The organism is Cupriavidus sp. 94F1 (assembly GCF_057798875.1).
On sequence record NZ_JBYOJT010000012.1, the window covers coordinates 20,247 to 35,859 of the forward strand.

The following is a 15,613-nucleotide window of genomic DNA, read 5'->3' on the forward strand; positions in this document are numbered from 1 at the left end:
TGCTGGCGCGGCAGTGCATCCCCGTTTTTTGAATACAAAATTCAAACATAAGGACACGAGGCGACATGATCCGACTGAATTCCCATCCGAGCGGCCGGCACTTCCTGCAGATTCCTGGCCCCACCAACGTGCCGGATCGGGTGCTGCGCGCGATGGACTATCCGACCATCGACCACCGTGGCCCCGAGTTTCAGCAGCTCGGCAAGAAGGTGCTGGCCGATATCCGCAAGGTCTTCCAGACCGAGCAGCCCGTGGTCATCTACCCGGCCTCGGGCACCGGCGCGTGGGAGGCGGCACTGGTCAACACGCTGTCGCCGGGCGACAAGGTGCTGATGTACGAGACCGGCCATTTCGCGTCGCTGTGGAAGAAAATGGCCGACAAGCTGGGCTTGAACCCGGAATTCATCGTGGGCGACTGGCGCCACGGCGTGGATGCGGCGGCCATTGGCGCGCGCCTGGCCGCCGACAGCAGCCACGAGATCAAGGCGGTCTGCGTGGTGCACAACGAAACCTCGACCGGCGTCACGTCCGACGTAGCGGCCGTGCGCCGTGCCATCGACGCCGCCCGTCACCCGGCCTTGCTGCTGGTGGACACGATCTCGTCGCTGGGCTCGGTCGACTATCGCCATGACGAGTGGGGGGTGGACGTCACCGTGTCGGGCTCGCAGAAGGGCCTGATGCTGCCGCCGGGCATATCGTTCAACGCGGTCAGCCAGAAGGCGATTGCCGCGTCGGCCCAGGCGAAGCTGCCGAAGGCGTTCTGGGGCTGGGAAGAGATCCTCGAATCGAACAAGAACGGCTTCTGGCCATACACGCCGGCCACGAACCTGCTCTACGGGCTGTCCGAAGCGTGCGACATGCTGCTGGAGGAAGGCCTGCCGAACGTATTCGCGCGCCACCAGCGCCATGCGGCCGCAACGCGCGCCTGCGTGACGGCGTGGGGCCTGGAAATCCTGTGCCAGAACCCGGCCGAATACAGCCCGGCGCTGACCGCCGTGGTCATGCCCGATGGCCACAGCGCCGATACGTTCCGCAAGGTCGTGCTGGAAAACTTCAACATGTCGCTGGGGCAGGGCCTGTCGAAACTGTCGGGCAAGGTCTTCCGGATCGGCCACCTGGGCGATTTCAACGACCTGACGCTGATGGGCACCCTGGCCGGCGTGGAGATGGGGCTGGCGCTGGCGGGCGTGCCGCACCGTGCCGGCGGCGTACTGGCCGCGATGGAAAGCCTGCGCAATGCCGCGGCGTCGCAGCCTGCGTTGCGCGCAGCCTGATCCCGATCCCGCCAACCCGACCGATGTAGCAGAAAGAGGCAGCCCTTCAGAGGCCGCCACGACAACAGGCCGATGCGCCGCCAGAGCGCACCGCCGCCACCCAAAGGAGACAGACCATGACGTTTCGTTATGCTGCGCGCGCGCTCGCGTGCGCCTCGCTGTTTGGCGTCGCGCTGGCCGCAGCGCCGGCTTTCGCATGGGAACCCACCAAGCCGGTGGAAGTGGTCGTGCCCTTCAGCGCCGGCGGCGCGTCGGACCAGATGGCACGTTCGATCCAGGGCATCATCGCCAGGCACAAGCTGATGAACCAGCCGATGATCGTCGTGAACAAGGCCGGTGCCAGTGGCGCGGAAGGCCTGATGGATACCAAGGCCTCGAAGGGCGACGCGCACAAGCTGCTGGTCACCTCGTCGGCGCTCTACACCGTGCCCATGATCAGCCAGCTGCCGTTCAACTGGCGCGACCTGACGCCCGTGGCGATGGTGGCCATGGACGAATTCGTGCTCTGGACCAATGCCGAGGCGCCGTACAAGACGCCATCCGAATACCTGGCCGAAGTGAAGAAGTCGCCGGGCAAGTTCAAGATGGGCGGCACGAGCTCCAAGCGCGAAGACCAGATCATCACCGCGCAGACCGAACGCAAGGCGGGCGTGCGCTTCATCTACATCCCGTACAAGGGCGGCGGCGAGGCGGCCACGCAGTTGTCGGGCAAGCATATCGACTCCAACGTCAATAACCCGTCCGAATCGATCGGCCAGTGGCGTGCCGGCGAGCACCGCGCGCTGTGCGTCTACGCACCGGAGCGCATGCAATACACCACCAGGATCACGGGCACGCAGAGCTGGCACGACATCCCCACCTGCAAGGAACAGGGCCTGGACGTGCAATACCAGATGCTGCGCGTCTTCATGCTGCCCGGCGGCGTCACGCCGGACCAGCAGAAGTACTACGTGGACCTGATGCAGAAGGTGGTGGCCACGCCCGAGTGGAAGGAATACCTGGAGAAAAACGCGCTCAAGAACGACTTCATCGCCGGCCCCAAGCTCGTGGAGTTCCTGACGGCCGACGAGACTCGCCACAAGGACATCATCAAGGAAGCGGGTTTCGTGGCGGCGAAGTAAGACCGCAAGTCAGGTGCTGATGGTTTGCTCCCCTCTCCCGCACGCGGGAGAGGGGCCGGGGGAGAGGGCGAGCGATTCCAATACCGATATCGCATGTCAAGCGCCTCTCCCGCAAGTGGCAGAGGTGAGCGAAACACCCAAGGGGATACCAATGAGCGAACAACGACATGACGCCGCGCCGGCGGCGATCACGGTGCGCGCCGCCGAAATCGGCGTGGCCATCCTGATCGCCCTGGGCGCGGTGGTGGTGGTGGTCAGCAACTACCGGATCGGTGCCGGCTGGGCGCCCGACGGCCCGGAGGCCGGCTATTTTCCGTTGCGCATCGGGGCGCTGATCTTCCTGGCCTGCCTGGTGGTGCTGTGGCAGGCGCCGCGCACGCCCAACGACGCGGTGTTCGTGACCTGGCCCCAGCTCAGGCAGGTGGCGGTGATCCTGGTGCCGCTGACGGTGTACGTGGCGCTGATCGCCTTCCTGGGCATCTATGTGGCATCGGCCATCTTCATCGCCGGCTTCATGCTGACGATCGGCAAGTTTGCGTGGTGGCGCGCGGTGCTGACCGGCGTGGTCATCAACGCGGTGCTGTTCTGGATCTTTGAAATGCAGTTCCGCGTGCCGCTCCCCAAGGGGCCACTCGAAGCGGCCTTTGGATTCTGAGGGGGCGGGCATGGAAGAACTCAATGCATTGATGGGCGGCTTTGCGGTGGCGATGTCGTGGCACAACGTCGGGCTGATGCTGGTGGGCATCCTGCTCGGCATCGTGGTGGGCGTGCTGCCGGGCCTGGGCGGCCCGAACGGCGTGGCCATCCTGCTGCCGCTGACGTTCTCGATGGAACCCACGTCGGCCATCATCATGCTGTCGTGCATCTACTGGGGCGCGCTGTTTGGCGGCGCCATCACGTCGATCCTGTTCAACATTCCGGGCGAGGCCTGGTCGGTGGCCACCACGTTCGACGGCTACCCGCTGGCGCAGCAGGGCGAGGCGGGCCGCGCGCTGACATCGGCATTCACGGGGTCGTTCCTGGGCGCGCTGGCCGGCGTGCTGCTGATCACGTTCCTGGCGCCGATGGTGGCCAGGTTCGCGCTGCGCTTCGGGCCACCGGAATTCTTCGCGGTCTATTTCCTGACGTTCTGCAGCTTCATCGGCATGGGCAAGGAGGCCAAGGCCAAGATCGTGATCGCGATGTGCATCGGCTTTGCGCTGGCTGCGGTGGGCATGGACACGGTGTCGGGCACGCTGCGCATGACCTTCGGCTCCACCGAACTGCTGCGCGGCTTCGACTTCCTGGTGGTGGTGATCGGCCTGTTCGGCATCAGCGAAATCCTGATGACGATGGAAGAGGGTGTCGCCTTCCGCGGCAAGCGCGCCAATATCGACCTCAAGGTGGTGCTGAAGACCTGGGCCGAACTGCCGCGCTACTGGATGACGCTGATCCGCTCGTCGATCATCGGCTGCTGGCTCGGTGTGACGCCGGGCGGTGCCACGGCCGCATCGTTCATGGGGTACGGCGTGGCCAAACGGTTCTCGCGCAAGCGCGAGACGTTCGGCAAAGGCAATGTCGAAGGCGTGATCGCGCCCGAGTGCGCCGCCCATGCGGCCGGCACCAGCGCGCTGCTGCCCATGCTGGCGCTGGGCATTCCGGGGTCGGCCACCGCGGCGGTGCTGCTGGGCGGGCTGATGATCTGGGGCCTGCAGCCGGGGCCGCTGCTGTTCACCGAGCAGAAGACCTTTGTCTGGGGCCTGATCGCCAGCATGTACCTGGGGAACCTGGCCGGATTGATCGTGGTGCTGTCGACGGTGCCGCTGTTCGCCGCCATCCTGCGCATCCCGTTCGCGATCATCGCGCCGCTGATTCTGGTGGTCTGCGCGATCGGCGCGTTCACGGTGCACAACGCCATGTTCGATGTCTGGCTGATGCTGATCTTCGGCGTGGTCGGCTACGTGCTCAAGAAGCTCGACTACCCGCTGGCGCCGCTGGTGCTGGCGCTGGTGCTGGGTGACCGGGCCGAGGACGCGTTCCGGCAGACCATGCTGATGTCGCAGGGCGAGATGAACGTGTTCTGGTCCAACGGCCTGGTTGGCACGATCATGGCGCTGGCCGTGGTGATCCTGGTCTGGCCGGTGTTGGGTGGCCTGCTGGAAAAGACGAAGCGCCGCAAGATGATGTCGGCGCATGAAGGAGCCGCTGAATGAGCGAAGGACTGATCGAACAGGGCACGCTGCTGGTCACGCGCGACGACGCGGTGGCCACCATCGTGCTGAACCGGCCGGCCAGGCTGAATGCCTTCACGCTGGACATGTGGCGCCAGCTGGGCGAAGCGTTTCGTGCGCTGTCCGCCGACGATTCGGTGCGCTGCGTGATGGTGCGCGGCGCCGGAGAGAAGGCGTTCTCGCCCGGAAACGACATCGGCGAGTTCGAGACCACGCGAGCCAACAAGCAGCAGGCCGTGGCCTATAGCGCGGTGATGCACGCCACGGCGCGGGCCATGCAGGACTGCCCGCATCCGGTGGTGGCGCAGATCCATGGCATCTGCGTGGGCGGCGGGCTGGAGGTGGCGGCGATGGCCGATATCCGCATCTGCGGGGTGAGCAGCCGCTTTGGCGCGCCAATCAAGAACCTGGGCCTGGTCATGGCGCACGCCGAAATGGCGCCGCTGATCCGGCTGATCGGCACCTCGCGCACGCTGGAGCTGCTGTTCGAGGGCCGTATCGTGGGCGCCGACGAGGCGCATGCGATGGGGCTGGTGTCGCGCGTGGTGCCGGACGACCAGGTGGCCGCCGAAGCGCGCGCCACGGCCGGGCGCATTGCGTCGGGCGCGCCGCTGGTGGCGCGCTGGCACAAGCGATTCGCGCGGCAGCTGGCGGAGGGCAAGCCGTTGTCGGCGGCCGATCTTGACGCCGCTTTCGACTGTTTCGATACCGAGGATTTCCGCACCGGCTATCGCGCGTTCCTGGCCAAGCAGGCGCCGAAGTTCGCCGGCCGCTAGTTTCGGAGGAGACCGATGTCCGATTTCACTTCCATGCAGCCCGGCGCGCTGGCCGGCCTGCGTGTGCTGGAACTCGCCCAGATCATGGCCGGCCCCACCTGCGGCATGATGCTGGCCGACCTGGGCGCCGACGTGATCAAGATCGAGAAGATCGACGGCGGCGACGACGCGCGGGGCTACAAGGAGCCGGCCATCAATGGTGTGTCGGCACCGTTCCTGATGCTGAATCGCAACAAGCGCGGCATCGCGCTGGACCTCAAGAAGCCGGAGGGCCGCGAGGTGTTCCTGCGCATGGTGCGCGACGCCGATGTCGTGATCGAGAACTTCCGCAAGGGCACGCTCGAAAAGCTGGGCCTGGGCTACGACACGCTGTCGCAGGAGAACCCCGGCTTGATCTATTGCGCGATCTCGGGCTATGGGCGCAGCGGCCCCTATGCCGACAAGGGCGGCTTCGATCTGATCGCCCAGGGCTTTACCGGGCTGATGAGCATCACGGGCGAAGAGGGCGGGCCGCCGCTGCGCACCGGCAATTCCATCGCCGATATCAATGCCGGGCTGCTGGCCGCGTTCGGCATCCTGGCCGCGTACCAGCACCGCCAGAAGACCGGGCGCGGCCAGGTGGTGGAGACTTCGCTGATCGAGGCCGGGCTGCAGCAGCTCTACTGGCATGCGGCCATACACTTCGCCACCGGGGAGTCGCCGGGGCCCAGCGGTTCGGCGCACGTGCTGGCCACGCCGTACCAGGCGTTTCCGACGCAGGACGGTCACATCATCGTCGGCGGTGCCAACGAGAAGAACTGGGCGCGCATTGCGCAGGTGCTGGGGCATCCCCAGTGGATCGACGATCCGCGCTTCCGCCTCAATGCGGACCGCATGCGGCACCGCGACACGCTGCTGCCCGAGATGGCCAATATCCTGATGACGCAACCGTCGGCGCACTGGCTCGATGCCTTCGATGCCGCCGGCGTGCCGGCCGGCCCGGTGCATTCGATCGGCGAGGCGCTGAACCATCCACAGACGCTGGCGCGCGGCATGGTGGTGCGCCAGCAGCATGCCGAAGCGGGCCCGATCCGTACGCTGGGCCTGCCGATACAGCTATCGGAAACGCCTGCGCAGTATCACCGGCCCTCGCCCCGGCTGGGCGAGCATACGTGTGCACTGCTGGCGGAATGCGGCTATGGCGAGGCGGAAATTGCCGCGCTGCTGCAGGCGGGCGTGGTGTCGGAAGCGACCGCGCCGGTGGCGACCATCTCCGAGGTATAGGGCATCGATGCGTCAGTCGACGTAAAGCAGGATGCTGATGAACTGGCAGATGCTGCCGCCCAGCACGAACAGGTGCCAGATGCCGTGGAAGTGGCGCACGCGTTCGTCGAACAGGAAGAACCCGATGCCGGCGGTGTAGATCGCGCCGCCGGCCACCAGCCAGTACAGGCCTGCGGTGGGCAATGCCGCTGCAAGCGGCTGAAAGGCGATCAGCACCAGCCAGCCCATGATGACGTAGATCGACAGGGATATCACGCGGGTGCGATGGCCGATCCACAGTTCCTGGACGATGCCAATGGCGGCCAGGCCCCAGTTGATGCCGAACAGCGTCCATCCCCAGGGCCCGCGCAAGGTGACCAGCGCAAACGGCGTATAGCTGCCGGCGATCAGCAGGTAGATCGCGCAATAGTCGAGCCGGCGGAAGATGTCCTTGGCCGGCCCGCGCACGCTGTGATAGACGGTGGAAATTGTGTAGAGCAGCACCAGCGTGGTGCCGTAGACCACGGAGCTGACCACCTTCCAGGCGTCGTGATAGAGCGCCGACGAGGTGACCAGCACCGCCATGCCGGCGGCGGAAAGGACCGCGCCAGCCAGGTGACTGTAACCGTTGAACCGTTCCCCGCGATACATCCCGAAAGCTCCGTCTGCGTAGTTGGCCAGTCGGCATTGTGGCATGGATGACGCACGAAGCCGGTCGATGCCTGCCGAAGCCGCCGCCATTTCGTTGTTTGACTGTTCGACGTTCATTCGCAACGCATGTTCGTTCAAACGCGCGATCGGTATCGCTTTGGTCACATCGTTGACATAACAAGCGTCCAGACTTCAATTCGGGCCCGCAGCCACCCTCCCTTGGAGGGGTAAGCCTTGTGCATCAAGACATTGCAAGACAAGGGCGGCCGGGATCGTGCGCGGGCATCCGGATATTTGACGCCCGAACCGTCACCTGAAATTCTCTGACCTCGAACCATGACAACCACAAACACTGTTCATTCGCGCATGCGCAGGCCGATGCTCGGCGCCGGTGTCCTGTGCCTGGCGCTGATGCTTGGCGCCTGCGGCGGCGACGACAACAACTCGACGCCGCCCGCCACGGGTGGCGGCAACGGGGGCAATGGCGGCAATGGCGGCACCACGCCGGCCGCCTGCACCACGGCGCACTGCGCGCCGGCCCCCTGATCCGCCCGTGATCCGCCCCTGAGCAGAGTCCCGCGCCTACCCCTACACCACAGACACCGACCCGGCATGACATTCAACCCATCCAAGCGCAAGTTCCTGCGCAACACGCTCGGCACCGCTGCCGCCGCCGCCACGCTGGCATCGTTCCCGCCCAGCATCCGCCGCGCGCTGGCCATCGAAGCGAACAACGTCACCGGCACGATCCAGGACGTGAAGCATGTCGTGCTGCTGATGCTCGAGAACCGCTCGTTCGACAGCTACTTCGGTACCTTCAAGGGCGTGCGCGGCTACGGCGACCGCTTTGCGATTCCGCTGGCGAACGGCCAGAACGCGTTCTTCCAGACAGATGCCACCAACGCCACGATCACCCCGTACCGGCTGGATGGCTCGCTGGGCAACGCGCAACGCGCGGGCAGCACGCCGCATACCTGGCCCGATGCGCAGAACGCCTGGGACCACGGCCGCATGAACCGCTGGCCCGTGGCCAAGAACCGGCTGTCGATGTCGTACTTCGACATCCCCGAGGTGCCGTTCCAGCGCGCGCTGGCCGATGCCTTCACGCTGTGCGACGCGTATCACTGCTCGATGCACACGGGCACGATCCCGAACCGCCTGTTCTACTGGACCGGCACGAACGGCCCGAGCGGCGCGAACGTGGCGGCCATGGTCAACGAATTCAACGGCGGCAACGACGTGGGGCCGTCGACGCAGGGCTGGACGTGGAAGACTTATGCCGACCGCCTGGTCGATGCCGGCGTGAGCTGGAAGGTCTACCAGAGCCTGGCCGACAATTACGGCTGCAACGAGATGATGAGCTTCCAGCATTGGCGCGCGGCCATGGAGTCGATGCCCGCTGCGCGTCGTCCGGTGGCGCTGCCCGCGGTCTCGCCGGCCTACGATCCGGCCATCGACGATGCGCTGAGCCCGCTGGCCAAAGGCTTCGGCAATACCATGCCCGACGGGCTGCTGCAGTCGTTTCGTGATGACATCCAGAACGGCACGCTGCCGGAGATCTCCTGGATCATCCCGCCGTCGCTGTACAGCGAACACCCGGGGCCGTCGAGCCCGGCGCAGGGCGGCTGGTATGTGCAGCAGGTGCTGGACGCGCTGACCGCCAATCCCGAGGTCTTCAGCAAGACCGTGCTGCTGATCAACTACGACGAGAACGACGGCTTTTTCGACCACCTGCCGCCGCCCTCGGCCCCGTCGCGCAACCCCGATGCGTCGCTGGCCGGCGCCAGCACCCTCAGCGCGGCGGACATGGCTTTCGAATATCACAACTACACGCCGGCCACGGCCAACCAGTCGGCCATCGATGGCAAGCCCTACGGCCCGGGCCCGCGCGTGCCGATGTGGATCGTGTCGCCGTGGAGCCGTGGCGGCTGGGTCAACTCGCAGGTGTTCGATCACACATCGACGCTGCTCTTCCTGGAAAAGCGTTTCGGCGTGAAGGAACCGCAGGTCGGCGCCTACCGCCGTGCCGTGTGTGGGGACCTGACGTCGGCCTTCAACTTCGTCAATCCGAACACCAACCCGCTGCCGACGCTGGCCGGCCGCAGCACCAAGGTGACGGTCGACAACCTGGCGCTGACGCAGAAGGCATCGGCCGCCATTCCCGTGCCGACCACCGCCGTGCTGCCGCCGCAGGCCACCGGCACGCGGCCGTCGCGTGCGCTGCCCTACGAACTGCACACCACGTCGCGCATCGACGCGGGCGCCAGGACGGTGACGCTGAGCTTCGTCAATGGCGGCACGGCTGGCGCGGTCTTCCACGTCTACGACAAGCTGCACCTCGATGCCATTCCGCGCCGCTACGTGGTGGAGGCGGGCAAGAGCCTGGACGGCGTGTGGAGCGTGGCGGCGGACAACGGCCGGTACGACCTCTGGGTGCTGGGCCCGAACGGCTACCACCGGGAGTTCGTTGGCGATGTGTCCGAGCAGGCCGCGGCCGGCGGCGTGGATATCCAGGTCTGCTACGAGCTTTGCGATCCGGCAACGCTGCAGGTCAAGCTGCACAACCGCAGCGACAAGGCCTGCACGTTCGCGGCAACGGCCCGGGCATATCGCACCGACGGCCCGTGGCGGCAGACCGTGGCGCCGGGGCAGGTGGGCGAACTGCGCTGGACGCTGGGCGATAGCGGCAACTGGTACGACTTCGAGATCGGTTGCGACGTGGCGCCGTCGCTGCGCCGCCGTATCGCGGGCCGCATCGAGACCGGCAAGGACTCGATCAGCGATCCGGCGATGGGCCAGGTGTCGTAAGCAAGGGCGTCCCGCTGCATCGAGCGGGATAGCGGTGGTGCCGGCCGGCATGGCGTGTACACTTGCCGGCTGGCACCTGGCCCGACTTGCCGGGCCGGGTGCCGCTCCTGAAAACCGGACCCACGACACACGTCACCCCGACACAGAATCTCATGAAGAAAATCTCCCTGCTACTCGCTGCCGTTGCGCTGACCGCTTCGGGTCTGGCCGCCGCCGCCGAAACGCTGCCTTCGGGCGTGGTCGTCGATACCGTAACCAAGGGCACGGGCCCGTCGCCCAAGGCGTCGGACACCGTCAAGGTTCACTATCGCGGCACGCTGACCGATGGCACGGAATTCGACAGCTCGTACAAGCGCGGCCAGCCGATTTCGTTCCCGCTGAACCGCGTGATCCCGTGCTGGACCGAAGGCGTGCAGAAGATGCAGGTGGGCGGCAAGGTCAAGCTGACCTGCCCGGCCTCGACGGCCTACGGCGCGCGCGGCGTGCCGGGCACGATCCCGCCCAACGCCACGCTGAACTTTGAAGTGGAGCTGCTGGGCATCGGCGGCTGATGGCTTTCGCCCCTCTCCCGCCTGGCGGGAGAGGGGAGTCTTACCCTCCATAACTAGAAGAGGATCCGCATGGATTCCGTGTTTGTCGTCGTCGCGCTTGGCGCCGTCGTCGCCGGGTTTGTCCAGGGGCTTTCCGGATTTGCCTTCGGCATGGTCGCAATGTCGTTCTGGGCCTGGGGCGTGGAACCGCGCATGGCGGCGGCGATGTCCGTATTCGGCGCACTCACCGGCCAGTTGCTGGCGGCGTTCACGGTGCGGCGCAAGTTTCATCTATCCACGGTGCTGCCGTTCCTGCTGGGCGGCATCGTCGGCATTCCCATCGGCGTGAGCCTGCTGCCGCGACTCGACGTCAACCTTTTCAAGCTGTGCCTGGGCATGATCCTGGTGATCTGGTGCCCGATCATGCTGTTCTCGGCCCGCATTCCGCCGCTCCGCCATGGCGGTCGCGTGGCAGACGGCATCGTGGGGGTCATCGGCGGCATCATGGGCGGCATCGGCGGATTCACGGGCATTGCGCCCACGCTCTGGTGCACGCTGCGCGGCTTCGACAAGGACAGGCAGCGCGTGGTGATCCAGAACTTCAACCTCGGCGCGCTGATCGTGACGATGTCCGTCTACGTGGGCACCGGCATCATCACGCGCGACATGCTGCCGATGTTCGCCATCGTGGCGCCGGCCATGCTGATTCCGACCCTGATCGGCACGCGCGTCTATATCGGTATCAGCGACCTCGCCTTCCGGCGCATCGTCCTGACGCTGCTGACCGGCTCGGGCGTGGCGATGCTGGTCGCGTCGGTACCCAAGGTGCTGGGCTGATCACCCTTCATGTGACGCATTGGTGGCGTGGTGTCGCCTCGGCTACAGGGTGTCCGCCATGGGCGTTATCAGGGTTTATACTCACGTCCACCTGCCTGCGCCTGCTGCCGGTCATCCGGCATTCCCCGCATCATGAACAAGCGTTTCTACCTCTTCTGCGCCGCCACATGGGCGGCCGCCGCCATCCTGATCGTCGGTGACGGCGCCATGTCGACCGACGTGCTGAGCGGCGTGGTGGCGCTGGCCGGTTTCGACCTGTTGCGTCCCTGACGCCGGCCGGCCGGTCCCGTTGGTGCCAGAAAAGGCCTCCGTTTGCCGATTTGCACGGTGACGTGCGCGCCATACGCCGACGGTGATGGCGTTTTGGTTGCCTGACGTCTACGCTTGACTGTGGTCCGTGCGGATTTGCCGCGCGATATTCCTTTCTCAACAGTCTTGTGCAGGGAGATCCCGATGAAGGCGTTCACGATGGCATTGGCGGTGGCAGTTTGCATTCCCGGTATGGCAATGGCGGCCGGCCCGGCCAACCCTGCCGATCGCTACGACTACAACATGCGCACCACGAACAAGGACGGCTACGTGCCCGATCCGGCGCGCGTCACCAACAAGGAAGGCTACGTGCCGGACGCGGCCCGTTCGGGCGACAAGTTCGACCCGTACACGCAGGGCGCGAACCAGAACACGGCGTCGGCCCTGACCGACAGCAAGACCACCAAGAAGTCGTCGGGCAAATCGACGTCGCACAAGAAGGCGCCGACGACCCAGCAGTAACATGGTTGCCCGTGACAGCAAGACAAAGGCCCCGCATCGCGGGGCCTTTGTCTTGGGGCGTGCAGCGGCTCAACGCTGCGCCGACTGCTCTCCCCTGGCATACACGCGTTCGCCGGCTACCCAGGTTTCCAGCACCTGGATCTTCCAGATGTCGCTAGCCGGCACCTTGAACAGGTCGCGGTCCACCACGATGAAGTCGGCCCACTTGCCGGCTTCGAGCGAGCCGAGCGTCTTTTCCTGGTGCTCGGCGTAGGCGGCGTCCAGCGTGAAGGCGCGGAATGCCTGCGGCAGCGTCATGGCTTCCTCCGGGTGCCAGCCCTTGATCGGGCGGCCTTCGTGGTCGGTACGCGTCACGGCGGCGTGCAGGCCGTAGAACGGGTTGGCCGATTCCACCGGGAAGTCCGAGCCGCCGGCGATGACCGTGCCCTGCTTCAGGAAGGTCTGCCAGGCATAGGCGCCCTTGATGCGGTCATGGCCGATGCGGTCTTCGGCCATGTTCATGTCGCTGGTGGCGTGCGTGGGCTGCATCGACGCGATGAGGTCCAGCTTCTTGAAGCGCGGGATGTCCGGCATCGACACCACCTGCGCGTGCTCGATGCGGTTGCGCAGTTCGCGGCCGCCCACTTCCTTGTAGGCCACTTCCATGGCATCCAGCACCTGGCGGTTGGTCTTGTCGCCGATGGCGTGCACGTTGACCTGGTAGCCGGCCTTGATGGCCGTCTTCACGGCGGCCTGCATTGCGGCGTCGCTCATGAACAGCAGGCCGCTGTGGGCGTGGTCGTCGGTGTACGGCTCCATCAGCGCGGCACCGCGGCTGCCCAGGGCGCCGTCGCCGTACAGCTTGACGGCGCGCAGGTAGTAGCGGTCGTTGCCGTAGCCGATCACGGGGCCCTTGGCGGACAGCGCCTTGAAATCGTCGCCCGTGTCGCGAATCATCGCGTAGATGCGCGTGGTCAGCTTGCCCTGGTCGGCGAACTCGCGATAGATGCGGTCGTCGGTCACGGTCACGCCGGCGTCGCCGACGGCGGTCAGGCCCAGCGCGTTCATGTGGGCGATGGCGGCGGCCAGCGCGGCGCGGCGGTCGTCGTCGGTGTACGGCGGGATGATGTCGTTGACCAGGGCCATGGCCTTGTCGACCAGTACGCCGGTCGGGTTGCCGTTGGCATCGCGCTCGATGCGGCCGCCGGCCGGGTCCTTGGTGTCGCGCGTGATGCCGGCCGCCTGCAGCGCCTTGGTGTTCAGCCACGCCGCGTGGCCGTCCACGCGCACCAGGCGCGCGGGACGGTCGGAAACGGCGGCGTCGAGTTCGGCGGCGGTCGGGAAGCGGCCCAGCTTCCAGTTCACCTGGTTCCAGCCATAGCCCAGCAGCCACTTGCGCTGCGGGTTCTTCTGGCCGTAAGCACGGATGATGCCCTGCGCCTCATTCAGGTCCTTCGTGCCCGACAGCGAGATCTCGGTGGTCTTGAAGCCCAGGCGGAACACGTGGCCGTGGGCGTCGATCAGGCCCGGCAGCAGCGTCTTGCCCTGGCCGTCGATGCGTTTGGCATCGGGATACATTGCGCGCAGCGCGGCGGCGTCGCCGGTGGCCAGCACCTTGCCCTGGTCGAACACCAGGCCGCTGAACTGGGCGACCTTGTCGTTCTGCAGCGTATAGCCCTGGACGGATTCGACCAGCGTGGGTGCGGCGTGTGCGTGCAAGGCCGCCATGGCGGCCAGTGCCAGCAGGCTCGTGCGAATGGACTTCTTCAAGATGACTCCTGGTTGTTGTGCCGAGTTTTTCTTATCGTGTTGTCAATGACGCCCGGGTGGCGCCTGGGGTGTTGCCCATATTCACCGGATGCCGGGGCCAGGCCGCGCGCGGAGGCGTCAGGGCGGGGCTCGGGCAGCGGTGGGAATTCCATCTCGGCATACCGCACGAAGCGCGACTTGCGCGCGATGCGGTAGCCGAGCCAGATCAGCAGGAAGATCGGAATGCCCACGTAGGTGGCAGTCACCGCCGCCCAGTCGATCTTGCCGTCGGTAAAGGCCTGGTAGTTCTGGCCCAGCGTCACGATCATGCACAGCGCGAACGCGAAGATCGGTCCGTACGGGAAGAACGGCGAGCGGTACGGCAGGCGGTTCAGGTCCAGGCCCTGCGCGACAAATCCCTTGCGGAAGCGGTAGTGGCTGACGGCGATGCCCAGCCACGCGATGAAGCCGGTCATGCCCGACAGGTTCAGCAGCCACAGGTAGACCGACTTGCTCTCGAACATCGACGTCAGGAAGCACAGCGCGCCCACGGCCGTGGTGGCCAGCAGCGCCATCAGCGGCACGCCGTTGCGGGTCAGCTGCGCGAACACGCGCGGTGCGCGGCCTTCGGTGGCCAGGTTGTAGAGCATCCGCGTGGACGCATACATGCCTGAGTTGCCGGCCGACAGCACGGCCGTCAGGATCACCGCGTTCATCACGCCGGCCGCGAAGGCCAGCCCGGCATGACGGAACACCAGCGTGAACGGGCTGACGCCCACGGTTTCCACGTCGGTCTTGAGCAGGCTTGGATCGGTGTACGGAATCAGCACGCCGATGATGAAGATGGCCAGCACGTAGAACAGCAGGATGCGCCAGAACACCTGCCGCACGGCGCGCGGAATGTTCCTGGCGGGATCGGCCGATTCGCCGGCCGCCACGCCGATCAGTTCGGTGCCCTGGAACGAGAAGCCGGCAATCATCGCCACGCCGACCAGCGCGGGCAGCCCGCCCACGAACGGGGCGTCGCCGGTGGTCAGGTTGGCAAAGCCGTTCACATGCGCGAAATCGCCGCGCATGATGCCGAAGATCATCAGCGTGCCGATCACGATAAAGGCGATCACGGTGACCACCTTGATCAGCGCGCACCAGTATTCGGCCTCGCCGAAGCCGCGCACCGAGATCGCGTTGAGCGCGAACATCAGGCCGAGGAACAGCGCGCTCCACAGCACGCCCGGCGTGTCGGGGAACCAGTACTGCATGACGAGCTGCGCGGCCGCCAGTTCCACGGCGATGGTCACGGCCCAGTTGTACCAGTAGTTCCAGCCCAGCGCGAAGCCGAAGCCTTCGTCCACGTACTTGGCGCCGTAGGTGGCGAACGATCCCGACACCGGCATGTAGGCGGCAAGCTCGCCCAGGCTGGTCATCAGGAAGTAGACCATCGCGCCGATCAGGATGTAGGCCGCCAGCGCCCCGCCGGGGCCGGCCTGCGCGATCGTGGCGCCCGATGCCACGAACAGGCCGGTGCCGATCGAGCCGCCAATGGCGATCATGGTCAGATGGCGTGCGCGCAGGGTGCGGCGCAGCCCGGGCGCGTGTGCGCCTTCTTTTGTATTCGATTGAGTGGACATATAAGACATGCGTCCGGGCCCTTGTGAGGCCTCGGGC

At 66.2% G+C, this 15,613-nt stretch carries 15 protein-coding genes; 12 read left to right on the forward strand and 3 right to left on the reverse strand.

Going from position 1 to position 15,613, the window contains the following annotated elements:
- The first annotated feature begins 65 nt into the window (after nucleotides 1-65).
- From AC3FJ6_RS22890 to AC3FJ6_RS22915, 6 genes are all read left to right on the forward strand, one after another.
- Nucleotides 66-1,274, forward strand: coding sequence for a pyridoxal-phosphate-dependent aminotransferase family protein (locus AC3FJ6_RS22890; protein WP_488773888.1), 1,209 nt, complete (start codon nucleotides 66-68; stop codon nucleotides 1,272-1,274).
- A gap of 116 nt (nucleotides 1,275-1,390) precedes the next feature.
- Nucleotides 1,391-2,395: a Bug family tripartite tricarboxylate transporter substrate binding protein gene (locus tag AC3FJ6_RS22895; protein WP_488773889.1), complete on the forward strand. Its 1,005-nt coding sequence runs from the start codon at nucleotides 1,391-1,393 to the stop codon at nucleotides 2,393-2,395.
- A gap of 151 nt (nucleotides 2,396-2,546) precedes the next feature.
- Entirely contained in the window at nucleotides 2,547-3,050 is a 504-nt protein-coding gene (locus tag AC3FJ6_RS22900) for a tripartite tricarboxylate transporter TctB family protein (protein WP_488773890.1), read from the forward strand.
- A 10-nt stretch (nucleotides 3,051-3,060) separates the two neighbouring features.
- The gene (locus AC3FJ6_RS22905; RefSeq protein ID WP_488773891.1) at nucleotides 3,061-4,587 is read left to right on the forward strand and encodes a tripartite tricarboxylate transporter permease; all 1,527 of its coding nucleotides are present in this window, start codon (nucleotides 3,061-3,063) and stop codon (nucleotides 4,585-4,587) included.
- On the forward strand, nucleotides 4,584-5,381 hold the full coding sequence (locus AC3FJ6_RS22910) for an enoyl-CoA hydratase/isomerase family protein (protein WP_488773892.1): 798 nt from the start codon (nucleotides 4,584-4,586) through the stop codon (nucleotides 5,379-5,381). The genes AC3FJ6_RS22905 and AC3FJ6_RS22910 overlap by 4 nt, the downstream gene beginning before the upstream one ends.
- A gap of 15 nt (nucleotides 5,382-5,396) precedes the next feature.
- Nucleotides 5,397-6,644, forward strand: coding sequence for a CaiB/BaiF CoA transferase family protein (locus AC3FJ6_RS22915; protein ID WP_488773893.1), 1,248 nt, complete (start codon nucleotides 5,397-5,399; stop codon nucleotides 6,642-6,644).
- Nucleotides 6,645-6,656: 12 nt separating this feature from the next.
- Here AC3FJ6_RS22915 and trhA read toward each other — a convergent pair whose 3' ends face one another.
- Entirely contained in the window at nucleotides 6,657-7,274 is a 618-nt protein-coding gene (gene trhA / locus AC3FJ6_RS22920; RefSeq protein ID WP_153946946.1) for a PAQR family membrane homeostasis protein TrhA, read from the reverse strand.
- 336 nt (nucleotides 7,275-7,610) lie between these two features.
- Here trhA and AC3FJ6_RS22925 point away from each other — a divergent pair, with 336 nt between their 5' ends.
- The 6 genes from AC3FJ6_RS22925 (at nucleotide 7,611) to AC3FJ6_RS22950 (ending at nucleotide 12,220) form a co-directional block, all read left to right on the forward strand.
- Nucleotides 7,611-7,820 carry a hypothetical protein gene (locus tag AC3FJ6_RS22925; protein ID WP_153946947.1) on the forward strand — a complete coding sequence of 70 codons (210 nt, stop codon included), beginning with the start codon at nucleotides 7,611-7,613 and terminating at the stop codon, nucleotides 7,818-7,820.
- 66 nt (nucleotides 7,821-7,886) lie between these two features.
- A complete protein-coding gene (locus AC3FJ6_RS22930; protein ID WP_488773894.1) occupies nucleotides 7,887-10,082 on the forward strand; it encodes a phosphocholine-specific phospholipase C in 2,196 nt (731 codons plus the stop codon).
- Between the two features lie 152 nt (nucleotides 10,083-10,234).
- Complete coding sequence (locus AC3FJ6_RS22935; RefSeq protein ID WP_066740848.1) at nucleotides 10,235-10,633, forward strand: FKBP-type peptidyl-prolyl cis-trans isomerase; 399 nt, start codon at nucleotides 10,235-10,237, stop codon at nucleotides 10,631-10,633.
- Nucleotides 10,634-10,702: 69 nt separating this feature from the next.
- On the forward strand, nucleotides 10,703-11,449 hold the full coding sequence (locus AC3FJ6_RS22940) for a sulfite exporter TauE/SafE family protein (RefSeq protein ID WP_488773895.1): 747 nt from the start codon (nucleotides 10,703-10,705) through the stop codon (nucleotides 11,447-11,449).
- 132 nt (nucleotides 11,450-11,581) lie between these two features.
- Nucleotides 11,582-11,719 carry a hypothetical protein gene (locus tag AC3FJ6_RS22945; protein ID WP_194946484.1) on the forward strand — a complete coding sequence of 46 codons (138 nt, stop codon included), beginning with the start codon at nucleotides 11,582-11,584 and terminating at the stop codon, nucleotides 11,717-11,719.
- A 183-nt stretch (nucleotides 11,720-11,902) separates the two neighbouring features.
- Nucleotides 11,903-12,220, forward strand: coding sequence for a hypothetical protein (locus AC3FJ6_RS22950; RefSeq protein WP_488773896.1), 318 nt, complete (start codon nucleotides 11,903-11,905; stop codon nucleotides 12,218-12,220).
- 69 nt (nucleotides 12,221-12,289) lie between these two features.
- Here AC3FJ6_RS22950 and AC3FJ6_RS22955 read toward each other — a convergent pair whose 3' ends face one another.
- Together AC3FJ6_RS22955 and AC3FJ6_RS22960 are read right to left on the reverse strand one after the other, a co-directional pair.
- Nucleotides 12,290-13,969, reverse strand: coding sequence for an amidohydrolase (locus AC3FJ6_RS22955; protein WP_488773897.1), 1,680 nt, complete (start codon nucleotides 13,967-13,969; stop codon nucleotides 12,290-12,292).
- Complete coding sequence (locus AC3FJ6_RS22960) at nucleotides 13,966-15,576, reverse strand: amino acid permease (RefSeq protein ID WP_488773898.1); 1,611 nt, start codon at nucleotides 15,574-15,576, stop codon at nucleotides 13,966-13,968. The genes AC3FJ6_RS22955 and AC3FJ6_RS22960 overlap by 4 nt, the downstream gene beginning before the upstream one ends.
- Nucleotides 15,577-15,613 lie beyond the last annotated feature (37 nt).

Bases quoted from the DNA above. Each gene is read 5' to 3' on its own strand.
- AC3FJ6_RS22890 (WP_488773888.1), top strand. From the start codon at position 66: ATGATCCGACTGAATTCCCATCCGAGCGGCCGGCACTTCCTGCAGATT.
- AC3FJ6_RS22895 (WP_488773889.1), top strand. From the start codon at position 1,391: ATGACGTTTCGTTATGCTGCGCGCGCGCTCGCGTGCGCCTCGCTGTTT.
- AC3FJ6_RS22900 (WP_488773890.1), top strand. From the start codon at position 2,547: ATGAGCGAACAACGACATGACGCCGCGCCGGCGGCGATCACGGTGCGC.
- AC3FJ6_RS22905 (WP_488773891.1), top strand. From the start codon at position 3,061: ATGGAAGAACTCAATGCATTGATGGGCGGCTTTGCGGTGGCGATGTCG.
- AC3FJ6_RS22910 (WP_488773892.1), top strand. From the start codon at position 4,584: ATGAGCGAAGGACTGATCGAACAGGGCACGCTGCTGGTCACGCGCGAC.
- AC3FJ6_RS22915 (WP_488773893.1), top strand. From the start codon at position 5,397: ATGTCCGATTTCACTTCCATGCAGCCCGGCGCGCTGGCCGGCCTGCGT.
- trhA (WP_153946946.1), bottom strand. From the start codon at position 7,274: ATGTATCGCGGGGAACGGTTCAACGGTTACAGTCACCTGGCTGGCGCG.
- AC3FJ6_RS22925 (WP_153946947.1), top strand. From the start codon at position 7,611: ATGACAACCACAAACACTGTTCATTCGCGCATGCGCAGGCCGATGCTC.
- AC3FJ6_RS22930 (WP_488773894.1), top strand. From the start codon at position 7,887: ATGACATTCAACCCATCCAAGCGCAAGTTCCTGCGCAACACGCTCGGC.
- AC3FJ6_RS22935 (WP_066740848.1), top strand. From the start codon at position 10,235: ATGAAGAAAATCTCCCTGCTACTCGCTGCCGTTGCGCTGACCGCTTCG.
- AC3FJ6_RS22940 (WP_488773895.1), top strand. From the start codon at position 10,703: ATGGATTCCGTGTTTGTCGTCGTCGCGCTTGGCGCCGTCGTCGCCGGG.
- AC3FJ6_RS22945 (WP_194946484.1), top strand. From the start codon at position 11,582: ATGAACAAGCGTTTCTACCTCTTCTGCGCCGCCACATGGGCGGCCGCC.
- AC3FJ6_RS22950 (WP_488773896.1), top strand. From the start codon at position 11,903: ATGAAGGCGTTCACGATGGCATTGGCGGTGGCAGTTTGCATTCCCGGT.
- AC3FJ6_RS22960 (WP_488773898.1), bottom strand. From the start codon at position 15,576: ATGTCCACTCAATCGAATACAAAAGAAGGCGCACACGCGCCCGGGCTG.